The organism is Tunturiibacter psychrotolerans, from assembly GCF_051013365.1.
Taxonomy (GTDB): Bacteria; Acidobacteriota; Terriglobia; order Terriglobales; family Acidobacteriaceae; genus Edaphobacter; species Edaphobacter psychrotolerans_A.
In genome coordinates this window covers 3276064-3296602 of record NZ_CP132941.1, presented here as the reverse complement: position 1 = coordinate 3296602, position 20539 = coordinate 3276064, and the positions used below count along the sequence as shown (strand labels likewise).

General features: G+C 55.4%; 12 protein-coding genes. 5 read left to right on the top strand and 7 right to left on the bottom strand.

Annotated features, from left to right (window positions below; genetic code table 11):
* Positions 1-9: 9 nt before the first annotated feature.
* The 5 genes from RBB76_RS13695 to RBB76_RS13675 form a co-directional block, all read right to left on the bottom strand.
* On the bottom strand, positions 10-1476 hold the full coding sequence (locus RBB76_RS13695; RefSeq protein ID WP_429631225.1) for a hypothetical protein: 1467 nt from the start codon (positions 1474-1476) through the stop codon (positions 10-12).
* A 7-nt stretch (positions 1477-1483) separates the two neighbouring features.
* Positions 1484-2077 carry an RNA polymerase sigma factor gene (locus tag RBB76_RS13690; protein ID WP_429631227.1) on the bottom strand — a complete coding sequence of 198 codons (594 nt, stop codon included), beginning with the start codon at positions 2075-2077 and terminating at the stop codon, positions 1484-1486.
* Between the two features lie 215 nt (positions 2078-2292).
* On the bottom strand, positions 2293-5922 hold the full coding sequence (locus RBB76_RS13685; protein ID WP_429631229.1) for a TonB-dependent receptor domain-containing protein: 3630 nt from the start codon (positions 5920-5922) through the stop codon (positions 2293-2295).
* A 244-nt stretch (positions 5923-6166) separates the two neighbouring features.
* Positions 6167-9472 carry a TonB-dependent receptor gene (locus RBB76_RS13680; protein ID WP_429631231.1) on the bottom strand — a complete coding sequence of 1102 codons (3306 nt, stop codon included), beginning with the start codon at positions 9470-9472 and terminating at the stop codon, positions 6167-6169.
* Positions 9473-9933: 461 nt separating this feature from the next.
* Entirely contained in the window at positions 9934-10347 is a 414-nt protein-coding gene (locus tag RBB76_RS13675) for a hypothetical protein (protein WP_429631233.1), read from the bottom strand.
* A gap of 147 nt (positions 10348-10494) precedes the next feature.
* Between RBB76_RS13675 and RBB76_RS13670 the strand changes: the two genes are divergently transcribed.
* From RBB76_RS13670 to RBB76_RS13660, 3 genes are all read left to right on the top strand, one after another.
* On the top strand, positions 10495-11247 hold the full coding sequence (locus RBB76_RS13670) for a DinB family protein (RefSeq protein WP_429631235.1): 753 nt from the start codon (positions 10495-10497) through the stop codon (positions 11245-11247).
* 33 nt (positions 11248-11280) lie between these two features.
* A complete protein-coding gene (locus RBB76_RS13665; RefSeq protein ID WP_429631237.1) occupies positions 11281-11685 on the top strand; it encodes an STAS domain-containing protein in 405 nt (134 codons plus the stop codon).
* A gap of 435 nt (positions 11686-12120) precedes the next feature.
* Complete coding sequence (locus RBB76_RS13660; RefSeq protein ID WP_429631239.1) at positions 12121-13416, top strand: cupin domain-containing protein; 1296 nt, start codon at positions 12121-12123, stop codon at positions 13414-13416.
* A 121-nt stretch (positions 13417-13537) separates the two neighbouring features.
* On the opposite strand, the gene RBB76_RS13655 is transcribed toward RBB76_RS13660, so the two are convergent.
* Positions 13538-17068, bottom strand: coding sequence for a carboxypeptidase regulatory-like domain-containing protein (locus tag RBB76_RS13655; RefSeq protein ID WP_429631241.1), 3531 nt, complete (start codon positions 17066-17068; stop codon positions 13538-13540).
* 130 nt (positions 17069-17198) lie between these two features.
* Here RBB76_RS13655 and RBB76_RS13650 point away from each other — a divergent pair, with 130 nt between their 5' ends.
* Both RBB76_RS13650 and RBB76_RS13645 read left to right on the top strand, forming a co-directional pair.
* The gene (locus RBB76_RS13650) at positions 17199-18644 is read left to right on the top strand and encodes a sensor histidine kinase (protein ID WP_429631243.1); all 1446 of its coding nucleotides are present in this window, start codon (positions 17199-17201) and stop codon (positions 18642-18644) included.
* Positions 18641-19336, top strand: coding sequence for a response regulator transcription factor (locus RBB76_RS13645; RefSeq protein WP_429631245.1), 696 nt, complete (start codon positions 18641-18643; stop codon positions 19334-19336). The genes RBB76_RS13650 and RBB76_RS13645 overlap by 4 nt, the downstream gene beginning before the upstream one ends.
* Before the next feature lie 18 nt (positions 19337-19354).
* On the opposite strand, the gene RBB76_RS13640 is transcribed toward RBB76_RS13645, so the two are convergent.
* Positions 19355-20482, bottom strand: coding sequence for an oxidoreductase (locus RBB76_RS13640; RefSeq protein ID WP_429631247.1), 1128 nt, complete (start codon positions 20480-20482; stop codon positions 19355-19357).
* Between the last annotated feature and the right edge of the window lie 57 nt (positions 20483-20539).

Sequence of the window (20539 nt, the reverse complement as noted above, 5' to 3'; positions counted from 1 at the left end):
GGGATGAATTTATCTTTTCGACAGGAGGGAGCGGATGTGCTTTTGAGTATTTTCGAGGCTTGCTGTCTGTTTGGGCGCAGCGTTGACGAGCGATAGAACCGCCGCATCGAGCTGCCGGGCCTCGGAGTAGTTCAATGGCACGTTGGAGACGCGGCTTTGATCTGGCTCGAGTAAGGGCTCGAGCAGGTCAGACAATCGTGCAGTTGCCGCCAGGATGTCAACTCGTTCTTCTTCGATGAGAGGAGTGAGTGCGTGTGCGGAAGGACTGTTCTGAAAAGCAGTTCGACGCGCAATGAGCTGATCGCACAGGAATGCCTTTCCGACGATCGCTCGTGAGGCATCTGCTATCTCAGTGACTCGTTCGCCTCTTTCGTGAGAGTCGGGAATCAGCTGTTCGAGGGTCTTTTCAGCCAACGGCTGGCCTTCCCCGTTGCTTCCTCTCTTCGGCAGAACATCGGATCTTTTGAGATCGGTGCTCACTCCGGGCAGACTAGAGAATGCCTTTTCGAACTTGTCTCTTCGAGACTCGTCATCGATGAAACCTACGACGCGCACCTCAGCGCCTTTTCGAGTGATCGTAGCTTCCCATCCAGAGTCACCGCCCAGGGTGCGTAACAGGTTCCAGGCTTGAGCTTCAATTGCGTCTTCGGGTTGATCGATATGCTCGAGGCTCTCAGACTTGACCGACATGTCGGTCTGCGTGGCGGGCACGTAGACATGCCGCTCCGTGGGTTCGCTTTCAGTCACGGAGACTGATTCGAGCGCTGCAAACTCGAGTGTCAGTCCGACCGGGCGGTAGTCCGAGGAGCGAACCATTAAACTTGCGGAGCGAAGAAGACCCTCGTCGGTATCGGTCTTGACCGTCCAATACGGTTCCTGATGTAAGACAGAATCTCTGCGCTGTGAGAGCGAATCGTGCCACTGCCGATAGCTTCGCGCAGATAACATTCGCCGATCATCCCAATGTGTTTGAAGAAGCTGACCGTGCAGGCGGCCACATGGATCCGAACGCGAATCTCCTGGCTGCGACCAGGTTGCATCCGTCGTGAGGCAAGTCGTCGATCCGACGTTCATGCGGTATGAGTGCGGACTGGTGTCCGCGGTTTCCTGCGCCGTCTCCGCCCGTGAGAGGAGTTCGGCCGCGCTGACAGTTTGAATGTGGCGTGGCCACGCGTAGATCATGATGAGTGCGGTTGCGGCGATCGCGCCGCCAGCGATTCTGGCTGCAATTGTCTTTGCGGTGGTTTTCTTTGAAAAGGCTAGCGGCTTGGATTTGGCTTGCGTCTGCTTCGATTGAGCAGAGAGCTGGCTGTAGGCACCGAGTTCGCGAAGCAAAAGGCCGTGGCGCTCGGAGACGACGCGGCATCGAGGGCAGACTGCGATGTGTTCCGAAATAGTTCTCTGTTCGGCAGCGCTGGCGGTTCCGTTAAGAAATGAGAGGAGCGACGCTTTGGATGGATGGTGTTTGAAGGGCATTGAGTCTCTATCCTTGGCTCTCCGGAATCTGTTTTCGTAGTTTCCTGAGAGAACGGCGAACCACATCCATTGCGACCCCGTAGGACAAGTCTTTCTGACGAGCGATTTCTTTGTAACTCAGGCCTTCGGCAAACATCAATACGCACTCCCGCTCAAGCGGTCCGAGGCAGGATAAGACATGATGCATCCGGTTCTGTGATTCTTTCGCAATATATATCTGCTCCGCAGAAGGCGTCGCGTCCGGTGCAATATCGATCTGGGATTGGGAGTCAGGCTCTACGACACGGAGGGAGACTTTGCGGTGCTCAAGATGATTCAAAGCCAGATTGCGTAGGACGGTGCTTGTCCACCTGACAGCACTCTGAATGCGCCCGCCGCTTTTGACCTCTACGATCAGTTTCGCAAACGCTTCTTGAGTTAAGTCTTCGGCGAGGGCGCGATTTCGGACCAGGGCGAATGCCTGTCCGAACAAACTATGCCGACGAGAGTTGTAAAACTCCGCCACGTCCTCCAGAACGAGTACTCCTGAACTTTCTTCGGGAGGAAGACATTCCGTCCCTCTGGTGTAACCGCCTGGATGTTTCGTGGTTCCGGGTTCCATGAACGAAAGTATCTCTGCCAGTCTGGCGTAGTTCAGAACTACTGTGGGTTTGAAGAGCGATCGGAAGACTGCTGTCTCTATGCTAAATGGCGACTCAGAGCACGCTTCCCCTGGCCAACGCCGTTCACTGAAATTTAACTCACGAGGAAGAGAGCAAACGTGTCCCCGGGATCTTCTCCGAGGACACGTTTTCGTTATTGTCAGCCCGTAGCGTCTTAGAAGGAGAGCTTCAGGGCGAACTGCATGAGCCGCGGCGTGTTTCGCAACACTGTTATTGAGCTGAAGTTCTTGGGGTTGAGGTAGTTCAGATTTCCTGGCTGAGCGAACTGAGGGTTGTTGAGTGTGTTGAAGGATTCTGCGCGGAACTGCAGACTTGTTGTGTCGTGAATCTCGAAGTTCTTGAAGACCGAAGCATCGAGGTTATACCAGCTTGGACCGCGGGCCTGCTGTGGGCGTCCGCCTAATACGGAGTAGTCCAATTGGCCGATCTGGGTTGCAGCGGCCGGCTGAAGGAATGCGTTCGGATTCAGCCATTGGGTCGGGTTGCGAGAGGGAGCATAGAGACTTTGCCCTGTGGTGACAGGTGCGAAACAACCGAAGTCCGAAGTGGTCGCCGTGGCGCAGGGGATGGTCAAGGGTTGACCGCTCTGGTAGGTGTAGATGTAGTTGGTGCTCCAGCCTCCGATGACTGCGTCGGTGAAGCGATTCACGCTGCTGAAGAACTGTCTCTGACGTCCGATGGGCAGAGCATACGTTCCGGAGATGTGAGCCACATTGGTCGCGTCAGTATCGCAGAGACCGTAGTCACCTGAGATTCCGAAGCCGGGGAGCCATTGTGCTCTGTATGCCGATGTCGCCGTACCTTGTGTTCGCTGATTGCTGAAGCACTTGCTCCAGGTGTAGTTTGCGAGAAGCTGAAGACCGAAGCTGGTCTGGTGTTGGTAGGTCGTCTGCAATGAATTGTAGGAGCTGCCTGCGTTCGTCGTCTCGTAGATCGCGTTTGGAGCGAAGTTGGGAAACGGTACGAAGCTCTGGTTGCTGTTGGCGGCTGAGGGCAGTTGAGAGATGTTGGTGCCGACAGGAAGAATTTGAGAGGGCGAGTTGTTCGTTCCCAGAACGTCGAGGTGACGGCCTATCGTGCCGACATAGGCGATTTGGAAGGAATCGTGTTGAGTGAACTGATCCTGAGTCGTCAGATTGTACGTTTGGACGTACGGCGTTTGGTAGTTGAACTGACGGCCGTAGAGATTGATTCCTGCACCATTGACCTGGGTTGAATCGGAGAGGTTGATGGTTGTGAAGGTGTTTTCGATCGTTGCGGTCTGGCCATTGGAGAGTTGAAGGGGTGACTGAGAGTTCGGTGCGTTCTTCGTGATCGTGTAGATGAAGGGGTAGTTGGTTCCGAGGGTTCCGCCGTAGCCGAGGTTTCCAAGCGCACCGTAGGAGATGCCGTATCCTCCGCGGACGACGAAGTTGGGACTTACCCGATAAGCGAAGCCGAGTCTTGGCGCGAAGTTCGCCTTCTGCGCGTCTCCGAGGGTTTTGCTTGAGACGCAGTCGAGATTGATGTTGCTTACACTGAGTAAAGCATCGAACGTTGCGGAGCGTGGAACGTTGCAGCCCTGTTGTGAGATGAACAAAGTTCCGCTCGATCCATTTCCGCCTACGGGGACGAAGTTGGCCTGCCGTCCGTTTGTTTCTGCGTACGGCGTGAAGTAATCCCAACGCAGTCCGAGGTTGAGGGTGAGGGAGGGTGTGACGCGCCAGTCGTCCTGGAAGTATGCGGCAGTGTAGTAGCGGTGATATTGCGTGCCCGCGAAGTTAGAGCCGGATAGACTCTGAAGACCACCAACATTGTTGACACCGCCAACCGTGGAGGCAGTGGGCGTGAGCAGAATATCTGCGATTCCGTTGAGGCTTTGGTTCTGGTTGGGAATGTCGGTGAACTGGCCGTTGAAGGTAAACAAGCCACGTGGGGCCGGGGGTTGCATGATGTCCCCTTCGAGATCGTCGACCTGAACGCCGGTTTTGAAGGTGTGATGGCCGAGCTCCTTGGTGACGTTGTCGGTGAACTCGAGATCCCACACACTTTGAATTGTCGGTCGGTCATCCGTTGGGCCGAGTCCAGTGAAACCGCTGATGTTGAATGTTGGAAGGCCGCCGTTGCCGGCCACCTGGGGTATGCCCTGAATGCCATACTGTGCAGGGATTCCGTTGGTATTTTCGGTCGTCAGTCGTTGGTCTTTGTCGCTGTGGCCAAATCCCACGTGGAGCTCGTTGGACAACGTGGGCGTGAAGATGTGCGTATAGCCAGCAGCGAATGCGTAGGACGGAAACGAGTCGTTCTGATCGTTTTGCCCGGGCAACGCTCCTGGTGCAAACGCGGTGTAGTAGCTCTCGTCCCAGACTCCAAAGAGCGTGTCTCTAGAACCGAAGGTCTCATCGATGCGGAGGTCGAACGCGTTAATTGTTGTATTCGCCTTGGGGTTGTTGAGGAAGTTGTTTGCCAGCTTTCCGGACGCTGTGGCAGCGGGATATAAGCTGAGCAACTTCACGGCGTTGGGATCGAGACGGCTACCGGGAATCCGGTTCAGTTGTGCTGCCAACCCAGTGAAGTCTGTGATTCCAGCGACGCTGCCTCCGGCATAAAAGGGATCGCGCACGAAGATAGCGGCCTTGGTCGTGTTTTGCAGACCGGAGATAGGATCGACCTGCCCGGGCTGGACCTGACGGGTGGTGGCAGGGTCGAGCACCGTGCCATGCGCGAACTTTCTGCCCAAGCCGTCGCTGGAGTTTCCGCTGTTATAGGTGATGAGGTCCTGCAGATTGCTAAAGCCGCTGCTGTTCATGCCTGCGGTAGGAACAGTGCTGATTGCCTGTGCCGGGGTCACGATGCGCGTGCCCTGGTAGTCGAAGAAGAAGAAAGTCTTGTTTCTTCCATCGTAGAGCTTGGGAATGAGCACTGGCCCACCGACCGTTCCGCCAAACTGGTTCTGACGATACTCGGCCTTTGGCTTACCCTGCTGCTTGGAGAAGTAGTCGTTGGCGTTGAAGGCGTCGTTGCGGATGTACTCCCAGATATTGCCGTGAAGCTTATTGGTTCCGGAACGGATGACCGCGTTGATGACGCCGCCGGTAGAGTGTCCGAATTCTGCGTTGTAGTCGCCGGTCTGCAGTTTGAACTCCTGGATCGCGTCAGGAGGAGGAGTGATGGTGGCATCAGTTCCAACCGAGCTGCCACCGAAGAACTCAATGTTGTTATTGATGCCATTCAATCGGAAATCATTTTGGTACAACTGCACGCCGTTGACGGAGTAGAAGGCGTTCTCCGGGGTTCCGCCGTTCTGTCCGATCGGAGCTGTTGCTACGCCGGCTGCGAGTTGCCCCAAAGAGCCCCAGTTGCGCGTCTCAAGAGGCAGATCGTTGATGGTCTGATGGCCGATTGTCTGCCCGACCGATGCGTCTTCAGCTTGCAAGAGCGGCGACGCCGCAGTGACTGTAATCTGTTGCTGGACATTGCCAGGCGCCAGCGAGATATCAATTGCTGCTGTCTGCTGTACGTGGACCTCTACCCCGTGGACGATGCGTGTCTCGAATCCTGCGAGCGATGTCGTCATGGTGTAGGTGCCGGGATTGATTCCGGTGAAGGTGTAGGTGCCAGCAGATGTGGATTTTGCCTTGGAACTGATTCCGGTGAGGTCGTTCCTTAGCGTAATCACGGCGTCGGAGACAGTAGCACCGGATGGATCCTTGACGACGCCGGTGATTCCACCTGCATCAATTTGAGCGCGGGCTGGCTTTAGTCCGAAGACCACTACCAATAGAAGCCAGACAAGCGGCAACATGATTTTTCTTGTGCGCGGATGCATCATACTTTCCCCCTGAAAACTCTGTTGTAGAAAAACTATCGATTCCCTTTTGAGCGCACACGTCCGCGGGGACCTGAAAGCAGGTCCTGTGGGGACATAGACTTGCGCATTGCATAGCGCCCGCGGTTCTTCTCGATTTGTTGCGCTTACTGGGGAAGACAGGAGGAAGTGAAGGAATTTGTCAACGCAGGATGAATTGATTTTCTTGGCGGAAGACTAATCAAAACGAGACGCGCAACGCGAACTGCATCGTTCTCTGATCACCCGAGAGCGTGGTAATCTGTCCGGCAACTCCACTACTGAAATCGCTGTTGGGCTGACCGAAGAGCGGTGTGTTGGTCACGTTGAAGACCTCCCAACGAAACTCCAGATTCGTTCGGTCCATGGGGATCTCACGCAAGAGCGCCGCATCGAAGACGCTGGTATGAGGCCCCTGCAGCGTATTCCTTCCGAGATTTCCGATTGAACCGGGAGTGAGGAGGCTATAGCTGTCCGTAAAATTGGGTTCGTCAGTTCGGCAAGCCTGATTTTGGCTGGCATAGAACCAGCAGTCCACCTTCCCAACTACGTGAGGCTTGGCGATGACGTTGGGAACATTCGTCGCTGCGCCGTAGGCATCGATTGAGTTAGCGAGAGCGCTTCCGGCGTTCAGCTGGTAGGGGATTCCACTGTAGAAGGTGTAGACGCCCGAGGTGCGGAAATCTCCAAGAAGCCAGGCGAGCGGCCCTTGATGGAGAAGTGCCTTGCCGTGTCCGAAGGGCAGCTCATAGATGAAGTTGCCAGAGACCCGGAGGGGGACATTGAAATCACTGGGCCCGTACCAGGCAGCTAGATTTCGCCCGTTCGGCGCCGCTCCAGAGCTGGTCTCTAATTCTTCGGGAGTGTCGTCGAGGCTGCGCGAGTAGGTGAGACCTGCTCGCAAAGTGAGACCTTGCGAGGTCCTGCGCGATAGGCTGCCCTGGAGTCCGTTGTAGTTCCCATAACCGGCGGGAGTCGTGTATTCGATGTAGCCGAAGTCAGGATAGGGGGTTAGGTTGGTGGACTTGTTACCGATGATGAACGGCTGATTGTAGTCATAGATCAAGTCGAGGTGGGTGGATTTAGTTCCGACGTAATCTAGTTGCGCGGTCCAACGATCGCCGAAGTCTCTTTGCAGCCCGAAGCTCCACTGTTGCACTGTGGGGAATGGTGCATGCGGGTTCACAGCTCGAATGTGGAAGCCTTGCAGGTTGGTGTAATCGATCATGTTCGGATCGAGGAAGTTGGAGGGAAATCCCTGTCTCGCGACGAGAGCGGGAGTGCGTGAGGTAGCCGTGACCTGTCGATTGACTAAAAATGGCGGGTTCAGTGCCAACTCATCTTCGCTCCCGAAGCGCTCGAAGGATGTGTAGTAAATTCCGTATCCGCCACGAAGCACTGTGCGGCCACCCAACGAATAGGCGAAGCCAACTCTTGGACCAAAGTTCGCAGTGTTTGGGTTCACCAAGGCGCGGCTCGCCAGTGAACCGGGGTGCGCGAATACCAGTGATCCATTTCCATCGGGGTCGAAGTTTGCGATGCGGTTTCGTCCCTCAGTTGGTGGCGGAGCAAACTCGTACCGCAGTCCCAGATTCAACGTGAGCTGTGGCAGGATCCTCCAGTCATCCTGAAGAAAGCCGGCGGCCAGCCAGAGGCGCTGGTCGACCACATCACTATTGGTTAGTTGTACCTGGTTCGCCAGCCCAAGCAGACCATCAGCATATGCGAAGTTCGTGAAGGTCGATTCGAAATCGAGCGAGCCGCGTACAGCAGCTTCGTCCTGGAAGAGATTCCGCATTGGGGCCGACACGGCTACTCCGAAGTTGAGATTGTGTTTGGCTGCCGAGACGACGAGCGTGTCGTTGTATTGAAATTGCTGAGGAATCTGCTCCTTGGGGAGAAAGACGGGCGAACCGATAAAAGCATACGAGCTGCCGAATTTAACCAGGGGCAATCCTCCGCCCGCCGCGGGAACATTGGGTATCCCGGCGATGTAATCGCCTGCTGTCTGCGGGAGAGAAAATGGCAGTTGTTCACTCAATGCGCGGTCACGGATAAAGCCGAGGTGGAGATCGTTCAGAACTGATGGGCGGAAGATATGCGTCCAACCGATCACGAAGCTGTTGGAACTCAGTGAGAGGTGACCCCATGCAGAGTTGGTTGCTCCATCCGCCAGCCCACCCAGATAGCCCGGCACGATGCGGTTGCGGTTGGAGTAGTTGTAACGCGCGAAGATCACATTGTTGGGTGATGGCGTCCAGTCGGTGCGGGCGTCGTAACTCTCGTTGTCGTCCGTCGTGAGCGCGTTTCTTGCGTAGTTATTCAGATTGTTCTGACCTTGCGGGTGAGGAACATTGGGTAGCGGGAAGAGGGAGATTATCTTTTGAATTGCCGGATCGAGGTCTTCTTTGGGAATCTGGTTGTTCGGAAACGGCTGTCCAGTAGAGGGATTGACGATTGTGGGATAGGTCACGTCGACCGCTGCGGCGGTAGCGGGACTGAAGTCCCCTTCTCTTTCATTCGGGAGTGGAACGGTCGATGTGCGAGAGACACCTTCGCGGATCCGTGTTCCCTCATAGTTGAAAAAGTAAAACAGCTTGTCATGGAGGATCGGTCCACCGATGCTTGTCCCAAACTGATTGTGATTGTTCTCCGGTCTCCGGAACCCATATCGATTGGAAAAGAAATCGTTCGCGTCGAAGTAGCTGTTGCGGATGTACTCGTAGATCGCACCGTGAATTGTGTCCGTTCCACCCTTGGTGTTGATGGAAACGACCGCACCTGGACTCCGGCCATATTCGGAGGAATATGGATTCGTGATGACGTTGAACTGCTGAATCACGTCCACCGATGGATGTGCTGCTTCGGTGCTCAGTTCCTGGACATTCTCGGAGAAGGTGTTGTTGTCGACGCCGTCGAGAACGAAGTTATTCTGCAGCGAGTGGACGCCGTTGACGTTGAAATCGCCGGTGCGACCTGGGGCGCTGCTTCCTGCCTGCTCCGTATAACGACTGATCTGCACTCCGGGAACGGTGCGAAGCAGGTCATCCCAATTGCGAAGATAAAGCGGCGTGTTGGCGATTGTGTTCTGGTCGATGATAGTGCTGATCGACGCGTCATCGGGTGAGAGACCGTTGTCGCTTCTTTCATTGACTGTGATCGCCTGCTGGAACGTTTTGATTCGCAACGTAAAGTCGCGACGCGCTTTGCTGCCAACGCTCAGTTCGACGCTTTCGTCCGTCTTGACGAATCCTTCCCATTGCACAGCCACGGTGTAGCTGCCGATCGGCATGTTGGGTAACGTGTAATAGCCTGAATGATCTGTGACGGCCTCTCGGGAGTATCCGGTCAATCGATTGAGAGAACTGACGTGAATGCCGGCCATCGCAATTCCGGATGAGTCTGTAACGAGACCGCTGAGACTGGCTGTGTTGACCTGCCCCAAAACATTTCCGCAGTTGTAATAGAGAACAACAAACAGAGAAAAGAGACCGATGGCACGTCGCATGCATTTCCTGATGATGTTGCCCTCTCAACGAGCTGAGGTTATCGGGAACGAAGTTTCGCCGATTTCTTCTTGAAGGCTCAGAACCGCACAGGAAGAGATTGAGCTTGAGGATCGTGGATTTAAGACACACATTGATTGTGACGGAGGGGTGTCAATCTGGAGTAAATTTGGCGGCGCTGGGGAAAAGCGTGGGGATTGCAGATATTTTTTCTGGTGGGGTTCTGTGGGTTTTGTTGGGGGTTTGCGAAAAATGGGTGTTTGATCGTGGTTTTTTGATGGTGTGGATGTGGTGATTCGATGGTGCAACGTGGTGTTTTGGCAGTCACTTTTTAGGCTGCAAAAAATGCGCCAGGTTTTCTGGATTTATTTTTCGGGATTCGCGTTTGGGAAGACGGAGACGCTCCTCTGACGCGAGGAGGCCGGAGCGGGTGCGCGGCTATTCGCTCCGACCTGCTTTGGTTTTAGTTTTGTGGGTTGGCTGCGGGCTCGTCGTCGTGATGTCCGTGGTGGAAGATCTTGCCGACGCCGCGACCTGTGCCTTTGGCGATTTTGCCTGTGCCCTTGGCGGCGCCGACGCCTACGTCCTTTCCTGCGACGCCTGCTCCCTTGCCTACATTGCCGGCGGCGTCAACGGGGTGGAGTGTGACGAGGTCGCCGGCGCCTTTGCCGACGCCCTTGGCTGCGGCTCCGGTTCCCTTGGCGGTGTCTTTGCCGATGTCGCCAGCTCCGCTGCCTACATCGCCGCCGGGGCTACGGGGTTTGGGCTGTGTTTGAGTGGGCGTGGTTTGCGTGTTCTGGGCACGGACGCTCCGGGGGCCAGTCGCGAAGGCTACGGCGAGGAGCGCGATGGATAGAGTGGGAAATGCGTGACGCACGGATGAGCCCTCCTCTTCGGTTAGATGCTTCGGCGATGGGTTAGGAAGCGTGTTGTGCGACGGCGGGGACGGTTCGAGCTTCCTTAAATGCGGCTTGAAATGGAAAGAGCGTGTAAGCTTGGTGTCTCGTAAAAACAGGAGGTTTCGATGCACTATGCTTCCACGCGCCGGACGTTTCTTGCCAACTCGGCTTTAGGTGCCCTTGCAGCGGGTGTGCCGCTGTTTGGGCAGACTACTCAAACAGCGGCGCCGCAGTCTACGACCGCGACCCAGTCGCCTGCGCCGATTCCGCCGCCAGCCAAACGCACGCCGATGCCGCGCATGGCTCCGCCGTACGACAAGGCCACGATCAATATGATCGGGCGGCCGATCTCCGGGTATACGCCACAGATCGGGACGATGGTTTCGATGCTGACGTGGATGGAGACTGCGGTGCTGGGGCCGACTCGCGATCTTACGCAGGAGCAGCTTGATTATCTGTTCGATAAGAATGCCAACACGATTGGTGCGCTGATGCTTCACCTGGCGGCTACTGAGGTTCTCTATCAGAGGATTACGTTTGGGAACGAGAACTTCGATAAGCTTCCGGCGGACTATGAGGCTAAGTGGGGGCCCGCGATGAATCTTGGTGCGGCTGGGCGCGCAACGATCAAGGGGCATGACGTTGCTTACTATCAGGATGCGATTCGTGAGGCGCGGGAGAAGACTTTAGTTGAGTTTGCGAAGAAGGATGATGCATGGTTCACGACGGCTCTGAAGGAGCCTGGGTGGGGCGGTGGGCCGATAAACAACTTCTGTTACTGGTTTCACGTTTGCGAGCACATCTCGCACCACGCCGGCCAGATTGACTTTTTGATCAAGCGTCTGCCTGGGGCGAAGAATGACGACTCCGCCGGTTGAAGTCTAGAAGTTTCTTGATAGGTGACTAGCTCGATGGCGACTGCTCAGGTTTGGAAGAGTTCGAAGTTCACGATTGAACGCAGTCAAGGCAAGAAGGCAGGCACAGTCATCTTTCGGTTGTCAGGGCCGTTTACGGCGCGGGATATGCACGCTTCCCTTTCGCCGAATGTGCTGCGCAGTACGTTTGAAGCTGAGGAGGAGAGCGATCCGCAGGCTCTCCCTGGTCCACGTCACCATATTCTGGATTTAACGGAGGTTCCGTATATGGATTCCGCGGGGCTTGGGTTGATTGTCAGCCACTATGTCCGGTGCCAGGGCAGAGGAGTTCGGCTGGATATCGCTGGGATGAGTCCACGGGTACTTCAACTGTTTGAGATGACTAAGGTAGACAAGTTCTTTCCGAGGGTCGCTACGGTGGAAGAGGCAGATCGACAGTAAAGGCTTAGTTGCTGGCTCAAGTATTCGAGCTTTGCTCGAACGCTCTCTCATGCGATGGAGCGGCGTGAATAGGACATCGAGATTGAGTGGTAGGTAAGTACCCCTCGAAAGTGTGCTTGATTCGCATCTCCTGAGGGGGATGTGTGATCGCGTGTTCTGGGGGACACTGCGGTTGCCATCGCAAGAGCCATTGGCGCAAAGAAAACCAGATCCGTTAGAGACGAGTTTCTCGTTTCTGTAGGCTTGTGTTCCGACATCGGAGCAAACTCGTTCGCGCGAGCAGCGACGAAATGGTTTTACTAGCGCAGCAGAGACGGACGGCATGAGTACGCAATAGACGAGGGATATACGTTTCGCAGACTTCATAGATTTCGGATCTTGCGATGCTCGCCGTTATCGCTTCCTTCACCCAATTACGAAGACCAAGGAGAAGAGATGAACCCAAAGAACGAACTCATTCCAGCCGACTCACACGCCTCAACTGAGAACAACTTTGACTCCATCGCACAGGTATCGCGACGTGCCTTTATGACAACCGCGGCATTAGCGGGAGCAGGAGTGGCAACACTGACCGCTACAGCTCAGACGCGTGAGGAACTGTTGGCAGGGCGTCAGGGCGATTACGCCAGCGACCCTGGCCCGGCAAATCAGCCACTGATAGACGAGAACCCAAACTCGCACATGCCGCCTTTTACCGATCACGGAAATATGGGTCCGATATGGTATTCCTTCGACCTCGCGTCACGCAGGGTACAGAACGGTGGCTGGACCGATCAGGTGACGGTTCGCGAGTTGCCTACCAGCAAGAGTATTGCCGGGGTCAGTATGCGCCTTACTGCGAATTCGATTCGTGAACTGCACTGGCACACATCGGATGAATGGGCGATTGTACTTACCGGGACGACGCGCATCACCATTCTGCAACCGGACGGCAAGATGTATATCGATGACGTTGGGCCGGGCGATCTTTGGTACTTCCCTGCCGGATTTCCGCATTCCCTGCAGGGGATCGGGCCACAGGGCACTGAGTTTCTGCTGGTGTTCAATGACGGCGCATTTTCGGAGGCGGATACTTTTCTCATCTCGGAGTCTCTGGTTCACCTTCCGCCGGAGGTGATTCAAAAGAACATGGGCTGGTCGCGTGAGAGCTTCAACACGTTGCCGCAGACGCAACTTTATATCTTTGAGGGCACCCAACCGCCGTCGCTGGAGGAGCAGAAGCGAGCTTTGGGCGATAAGCTCGAGACGGTAAACAAATATACGTACAAGCTCAGCGAGCAGCGCCCGGATCCTGTGAGGGCCGGAGGGAGTGTCAAGATCATCGATGTCGATAAGTTTCCAGTGGCCAAGAAGCTGTGCGCCGCGCAGGTAACGCTGAAGCCGGGCGGCATGCGGGAGGTTCATTGGCATCCCCACTCTGACGAGTGGCAGTACTACATTCATGGCAAAGGGCGCATGACGATCGCCACCACTGGAGCCGCTGCGCGGACCATGGATTTTTCTGCGAACGATGTCGGCTTCGTGCCGATTATGGCTACCCATTACGTCGAGAACACGGGGACAGAAGATCTGGTCTTTCTTGAGATGTTAGCTGCCCCTCACTTCATTGACGTCTCGATGAACGCGTGGATCGCTGGCCTTCCGGACAACTTAGCTACAGCTCACACCAAACTACCGCTGAACGTCATACGGTCGGCTCCTCAAACAGCCCTTACGATTCTTCCGAAGTAGTTCTGTGTTTCAAGATGGCCGCTGATTCATCCGGATCGGCGGCCGCTTCGTTTACACCGATGATGTGAATGAAAGGGGGCGAGAAGGAAATCTCCTCGCCCTCTTAAAGCGGGTTTTCGAACTAGAAGTCGATTCTTAGCGCCGCCTGTCCCGTCCGATTTCCCGCGTTCTCGGCGGTTTGCGGTCCGGTCAGCTGACCGAACAGCGAATTGTCGATGGCCGTCACAGGCGGCGCAAAGTTGGTGTGGTTTAGAACGTTCGTGAAGGTTGTCTCGAAGCGCGCATGCACCCTCTCGGTGATGGCGAACTGTTTTGCCACTCCGAGGCTCACCGTGGCTGTCCCGGGTCCTTGAACGATTCCAACTCCTGCATTCCCGAAGCGACCTGCTCCTACGGGGGTCGCTTGGAAGGACAGGTTGTTGTAGGTCACAGCTCCGGCAGTACCCTTCGGCACCACATCCGGACGCAGCACAGCGCTACGATTGACAACGTTCGTGTTCGACTGATCGGCAGAGCCACTGATGCTGGGGGTGAGCCAGGGGCCAGTCTCAAGCAGCGTGACGGTTGTAAGATCCCAGCCACCGAGAAATAGATCCTTGGCTGTGCTGTTGCTCATGTACTGTCGCCCCTTGCCAAAAGGCAGCTGATACATTCCCGTGAGCAACATGCGGTTGCGCCGAGTGCCGGAGACATTGCCGAGGTTCTCTTTGATGTGGAAACGATCGGCAATGGGAAGTCCGTAATTGACCTCACCGGCGAACGCGCTCGGTGCGTCACCCTGATTGTCAGCCTCATTTTTTGCGTAGGTGTAGTTTGCATCCACGTAGAGCCCACGCTCCAAACGATGCGTCGCCTGCAACTCGAACGCGTGATAGTTTGCTTCACCTGCATTGAACGTACTGAGGAGCGTCGTCCAATTCTGATAGGGCGCGCGGGCGTCTACGAAAGCTCCGGCCGTTGCTCCGGTGTTGTATGGAATGGTGCTGGCGGGAATCTGGTTGAGATCCTCGGTGATGCTCAGCCTGTAGGTGTGCATGCCGACGTAGCTCGCACGAAGCGATGTTGCGTCTGTTAGCTGGCGCTCCACGGTCACGTTCCACTGGTTTGACTGGGGGTCGCGGAAGTTGGGATCAACGCCCTGGTCCAGTCCGCCGCCACCGAAGGTTGGGCCGCCGGAGGTGCTGGGAGCAGTATTCGGAAAGACGATCTGTGGCGTATTCGGTCCGGCGCTGTTGGAGTTGGAATACGTGTGCAGATTTGAGGTTGGGTTGCCGCTGTTGTTGAACGAAAGTGGTCCCAGGTTGGTCATCGTATAGATGCCAAATCCGGCACGCAACACGGTCTTGGTGTCGTTGAACGGACGATAGGCAATCGCGAGGCGCGGCTGGAAGTCTCCTTTATAGGTTTGGCGCAGACTTTGCGGCAATCCATCCTGGCTGGCCGTGATATAGCCGGTGCACGGCAGGCCGTGAACGGTTGAACCTGCAGCCGTGCCGGACGGGCACGCATTGAAGGACTGTTGGAAAGCAACATTGGAAGAGGTGATGTTCTGGCTGGCAAGGTATCCCGCCAAAGCATCAGGAACGACAATCGAGTTATTCCGTTGATCGAAGTTTGCAAGATTGCCGCCGTCCTCCTGGAAGCCTGGGAGGATCTGCCAGCGAAGACCGTAGCTGAGCGTCAACCGGCTGTTGACCTGGAATTCGTCCTGAGCAAAGAAACTATATTGCGTGGCGGTTCCTCCGACATCCGGGCTCGAGACAGCAAAGTAAAGTGTGGTTGGCGCGCCTTCAAGGAAGTCGCCAAAGGCGTTGCCCGTAAACTGATCGCCTGCGGCGTTTCCATAGGATGGTTGAAAGATGAAGGCTCCGAAATCGTCTGAGGCGAACTGTGGAGCAAAGCTCTCCAGGTCGAAGTACCGAACGCGACGGATATCGATTCCGCCCTTCACCGTGTGCCTGCCGAAGCTGTAAGTGAGGTTATCGCTGAACTGCGTCGTCTTTGACTGTGTGACACCTGCCTTGTCTCTGCCAATGACTGGAAACGGAGTGCCCGCGCTGAAGTTGAAGGTGGGGAATGCGTGAGTCAGCGGATGCTGACTGATATCGACACCTGTGAGATCCAACTGACTCAGCGCAGTGGAACCTTGAATCGGGAAGTCGACGCTGGTCGTAACGTTCGTGAAGCCATAGCGGAACTCATTCAGCAGCTTTGGGGTAATCGTGTAGGTGTGCGAGATCAGCAGGCTTCGATTGTGAATGGAATCCGAATCATCCGGTAGAAAGGGATTCGCGAAGTCGGTGGTGATGTTCTTGCGGCTAAAGCGCGCGTAGACCGATTGCTTGGAAGAGATCGTCTGGTCGACCCGGATGTCCGCACCGTCGGTGCTCGCAGGAGTGGCTTGAAAGTTTTGATAGTTGATGGCCTGCGTCTGGTTGAGGGCGCCTGCCACATTTGGCAAGGGATAATAGGCGAGCAGCGCCTTGGCTGTCTGGCTGATCTGGGTAGATGGAATCGTAGGACCACCTATATCGGAGAGGTTGCCGCTTCTGTCCGCGGCGGTCGGAACGACATATTGCTGGAATACTGCGGTGCTGCGCCGGTTGCCTTCATAGTCCGCAAAGAAAAACGTCTTGCTGTGCCCGTCGTACAAGTGTGGAATCACAATCGGCCCGCTCAACGAGAAGCCAAACGTATTGAACTTCTTGGGAGCTTTTCCGCTGGAGCCATACGGATCGGCGTCGAGCGCCTGGTTTTGCAGATACTCGAAGACACTTCCGTGATACTGGCTTGTCCCATTCTTGGTTGTAAATGTCACATCGCCAACCTGGGAAAACTCTGCACTGTTGTTGAATGCGGTCACTTTGACTGCGGCAATTCCTTCCTGAGATGGATAGGCGTCCTGCAGCGCTCCATTCTGCCGCACGTTGGCAGTTGAAATACCGTCGACGGAGAAATTCACCATCGAGGAGCTCGCTCCGCCGAGGGCGATATTGCCGGAACTATCTGTCTGAACGTTGGGAGATAAACCGAGTGCGCCGAGCGGACTTGTCGTGGTCGCACGGTTATTCAGAGGTAGCTGCGTCATTTCGATATTCGTCTTCGAATCGCTGATCGTTGCATTTTCCGTATTGATTTCGTCGGCTGCTCCCGATACCTCCACAGTTGTCGACTGTGCCGCCACGTTGAGTGTGGCGCCAAGTCTCAAGTCCTGTCGCGCTTCTACTGAAATTCCCGACACAACAGTATCGGCAAAGCCATCGCGATGAGCACGCAGCGTGTACTTGCCGGCCTTTACGTTCTCAAAGACGAAGGCACCTGAAGTATCTGTATCGACCGTTCGTTCTGTGTTTTCATCTGAGCTGCGCAGCACAATCTGCGCATCAGGAATGGCCGCTCCGCTTGCGTCCTGTACGTTGCCCCTGACGCTCCCAAACGTCGACTGAGCATGGGCCGACGACGCCTCAACCAACAACAAGCCGCACATAACTAGGAAGACGAGGTTGTATGAAACACGTCGCAGAAGGCTTCGTCCCTCCGACCTGTGAGTGTGCTGAACCTCGTTCTGCTGTTGAAGCGACACGACCGTATCCTCTGCAAGGGACGTGCGTGATGCTGTGTTTCGTGGAAGAAGGCCTCTAAGTAAGTTCATGTCGAATCACCTCATATGCCGGAAAAGACCGACACTTTCAGTGAACCGTGAACACCATTAGCAATGCATAAGCCTCTTCTTAACGGTTTGTTTATGCCTCAATCGCTATAGTTCCGGCAGGGGCGACCGAATGATTGCCAAACCAATTCAGGTGGTCCTACGCAGGATTGGCGGCGGCTGTGCCGCTGCAATGCTGTTGACGCTTCTCTCCTACCGCCTTCACTTTAATCTCTCCGCGGCAACCTCCATCCACCTCTTTCTGGTGGTGGTCATCGCGCTGCGCTGGGGTTTATTCGAGGCGAGCGTCGTTTCAATTCTGTCTGTTGCCTGCCTCGACTACTTCTTTACCCAGCCTCTGTTCCAGTTCTACATCACAGATTCGCACGACTGGATCGCTCTGCTGGTCTTTGAAGCAACGGCCCTGGTCGTCAGCAGCCTCTCCGATCGAGTGAGCCACCACGCTCGCGAGTTAGAGCGGCGCCAGACTCAACAGCAGAAGCTTTACGAACTCAGCCAGAATATTCTGCTCCTCAATCGGGACGCGGCGGTGGATCAGCAACTCGTTGATCTCATACGCTCCAGCCTGCGAGTGAAAGGGGTGGCCCTTTGGAACGCGTATGAGATGCATCAGTGGAAGAGTGGAGATTGTGATTTCTCCGATGACGTCGTGCGCTCCGCTTACTTTCTCGAAGCAAATGACGATGACTTGAACACAGGGGTTTCTCGGCGTGTGCTTCGACTAGGAACCCGGCCTATTGGATCCCTCTTCGTCTGCGGGCATTCGCTCGACTCAGCCTCGATCAATGCAGCCGCCTCGCTTGCCGCGGTTGCAATCGAAAGGGCACGCTCCTTCTCGACCGAAGCAAATGCAGAAGCAGCAAAACAAAGCGAGCAGCTACGCTCCGCCATATTGGACGGCCTGGCACATGCTTTCAAGAGTCCACTTACGACGATCAGAGCTTCGAGTTCGGGTCTGCTCGCGATGAATACGCTGTCGGGCACTGAAGAAAAGTTGGTTGGCTTGATTGATCGCCATGCGGGGCACCTTAGCGACCTCGCTAATCATCTGCTCCTTACCGCGAAGCTGGATAGCGGCGATCTAAAGGTCAAGCGCGAGCAAGTCGACGTGGCTCGGTTGATACACAGCACCGTTACGGAATCCTCACAGGAACTGGATGGGCACTCCATTGACATCCAGGTGAGTTCGGGGCACAACGCCGTTTATGGAGATGGAAAACTTCTTCAAATGGCTCTCTTCCAAGTGCTCGACAATGCTGCAAAGTATGGTCGTCCCAACTCTCAGGTGGCCATTGCGGTTCAGGAAGAAGAAGCGGAACTGGTCATCAGGATTAAGAACGAAGGTTCGTTTATTCCGGATGACGAAAAAGAGAAGGTATTTCAACGCTTTTATCGTTGCTCCGGGTCGGTGAAGACGATTTCCGGCACTGGGATCGGTCTCTCCGTGGTGAGGCGCATCGCTGAAGCGCATAGCGGGCGAACGTGGGTTGAAAGCGATCAAGTGAACGGGACAACGTTCGCAATCGCACTACCCCGCATGACAAAGGAGAAAGCGTGAATCTGAAAAGCAAGGTGCTCGTCGTGGAAGACGACGCAGGAATACGCCAAAGCCTGTTTGAAACATTGGGAGCGTTAGGATTTGCGGTCGGGGAGGCTCACAATGGGGAGGAGGCCCTCGTGCAACTGCGCATGGTCAGCTATGACGCGGTGCTGCTCGATATCAACATGCCGGGGATGGGGGGTAAGGATACGTGTCGAAGAATTTGCGAAACTTTTCCAGGACTGCCGATCATCATGCTCACTGTCCGTGACGATGAAGAGGATATCGTCGAGTCGCTGGACGCGGGGGCTTTTGACTATGTCACGAAGCCGTTTCAGATTCGTGAGCTCACCGCAAGGTTACGATCCGTCATCCGGCGTCGCGGCGTCCCAATGGGAGAACCAGATCTGATCAGCATCGTGGGCGACATCACGCTCGACCCCAATCGACGCCTCGTGGAGAAAAAGGGTGAACAGATTCACCTTGCTCCAAAAGAATACGAGACTCTCCGTTGTTTGATGGAGCATGCCGGCAGACCCGTCAGACACGAAAATCTGCTGCGATCCATCTGGGGACCAGCCTACGGCAACGAGCGCGAATATTTGCGAGTTGTCATCAATCAACTGCGAAAGAAAATTGAAAACGACCCTGCTCACCCAACTTATATCTTGACCGAGAGCCACATCGGCTATCGCTTCCGTGAAGAATAACTGACTGCGCAGCTATTCTCAGACAAGCGCGCTTGTGTCCCCGATCGGAGTTCCCGCAAAGGGCGATGTATGAGTTTGATTCCATGCGGCTAGTTCTTCCGGTGTTAAGGGAAGCGGTAAGACCTGACCGCGTTCGCCGGATCTAAACGAGGTTTCTAGTACAGCCATAACTGCAACTGCATCGATGCCGGAGATCGGCGGTTGTCGCTTGCCTAAGATCGCATCTCTGATTTCCGCATAGTAGATCTGCTGGTTTCCTACGAAGACTGGCAGTTTGGTTGTCGCTGGTGCATCGGCGCAATAAAGAACGCCGGGATCGGGATCGTAGCCGAAGCCTGGGTCCGTGGGGGACATTCCATTTTTTAGTTGTGTCTCCTGCACGTCCTGGCCGAACTTTGCCCAGCTTGCTTTAGTGCCGTGGAGGACGGAACGAGGACCACCACCGGAGACCAGCAGTGAGGCGTGAAGAATTACGCGCATGTGCTGATAGTTGAGTTGGACGTGGGCCCAGTCGTCGGTTTTGCCGCCTTCGCGAAGAGTGGCAAAGCTGGCGTTTACGGATTGCGGGAGGCCGAAGAGGTATAGGGCTTGATCGATGAGGTGCGGGCCGAGATCGAACCAGAGTCCGGCGCCAGGACCTGGATCTTCGCGCCAGCGCTGGCGAACGAGAGGCCGGTATCGATCCATGTGGGATTCGTAGTGGGTGACGGAACCGAGGACGCCAGTTTCGAGGATGGCTTTTGTAGCGAGGATTTCGGTGCCCCACCGTCGATTGTGAAATACGGAGATCAATCTTCCGTTGTCCTTAGCAATCTCAACGAGTGCGCGAGCTTCAGCGAGGGTAATAGTGAATGGCTTGTCTACTACGACGTCTTTGCCTGCGTGGAGGGCGGCGGCGGCCAACGGGTAGTGGCTTTCGTTGGGAGTAGCGATAACTACGAGATCTACGTCGGGGTGCGTTGCCGCTTCGGCAGCGGGACAGACGGTTAGGTTGGGGAGATCGTTATGCACAGCATCTGGCCTGCTTGATCCTACGATCGTTAGCACCAGACCTGGAACTGAGTTTATGAGTGGAGCGTGGAAGATTTTGCCTACGTAACCGTAGCCGATGAGTGCTACGCGGATAGTCGCCTGTTGTGAGGTCATCTTGTTGTTGGCTCGTGGAGAGTCTTATTAAAAGTAATCTATAGCGAGCCATAGGAT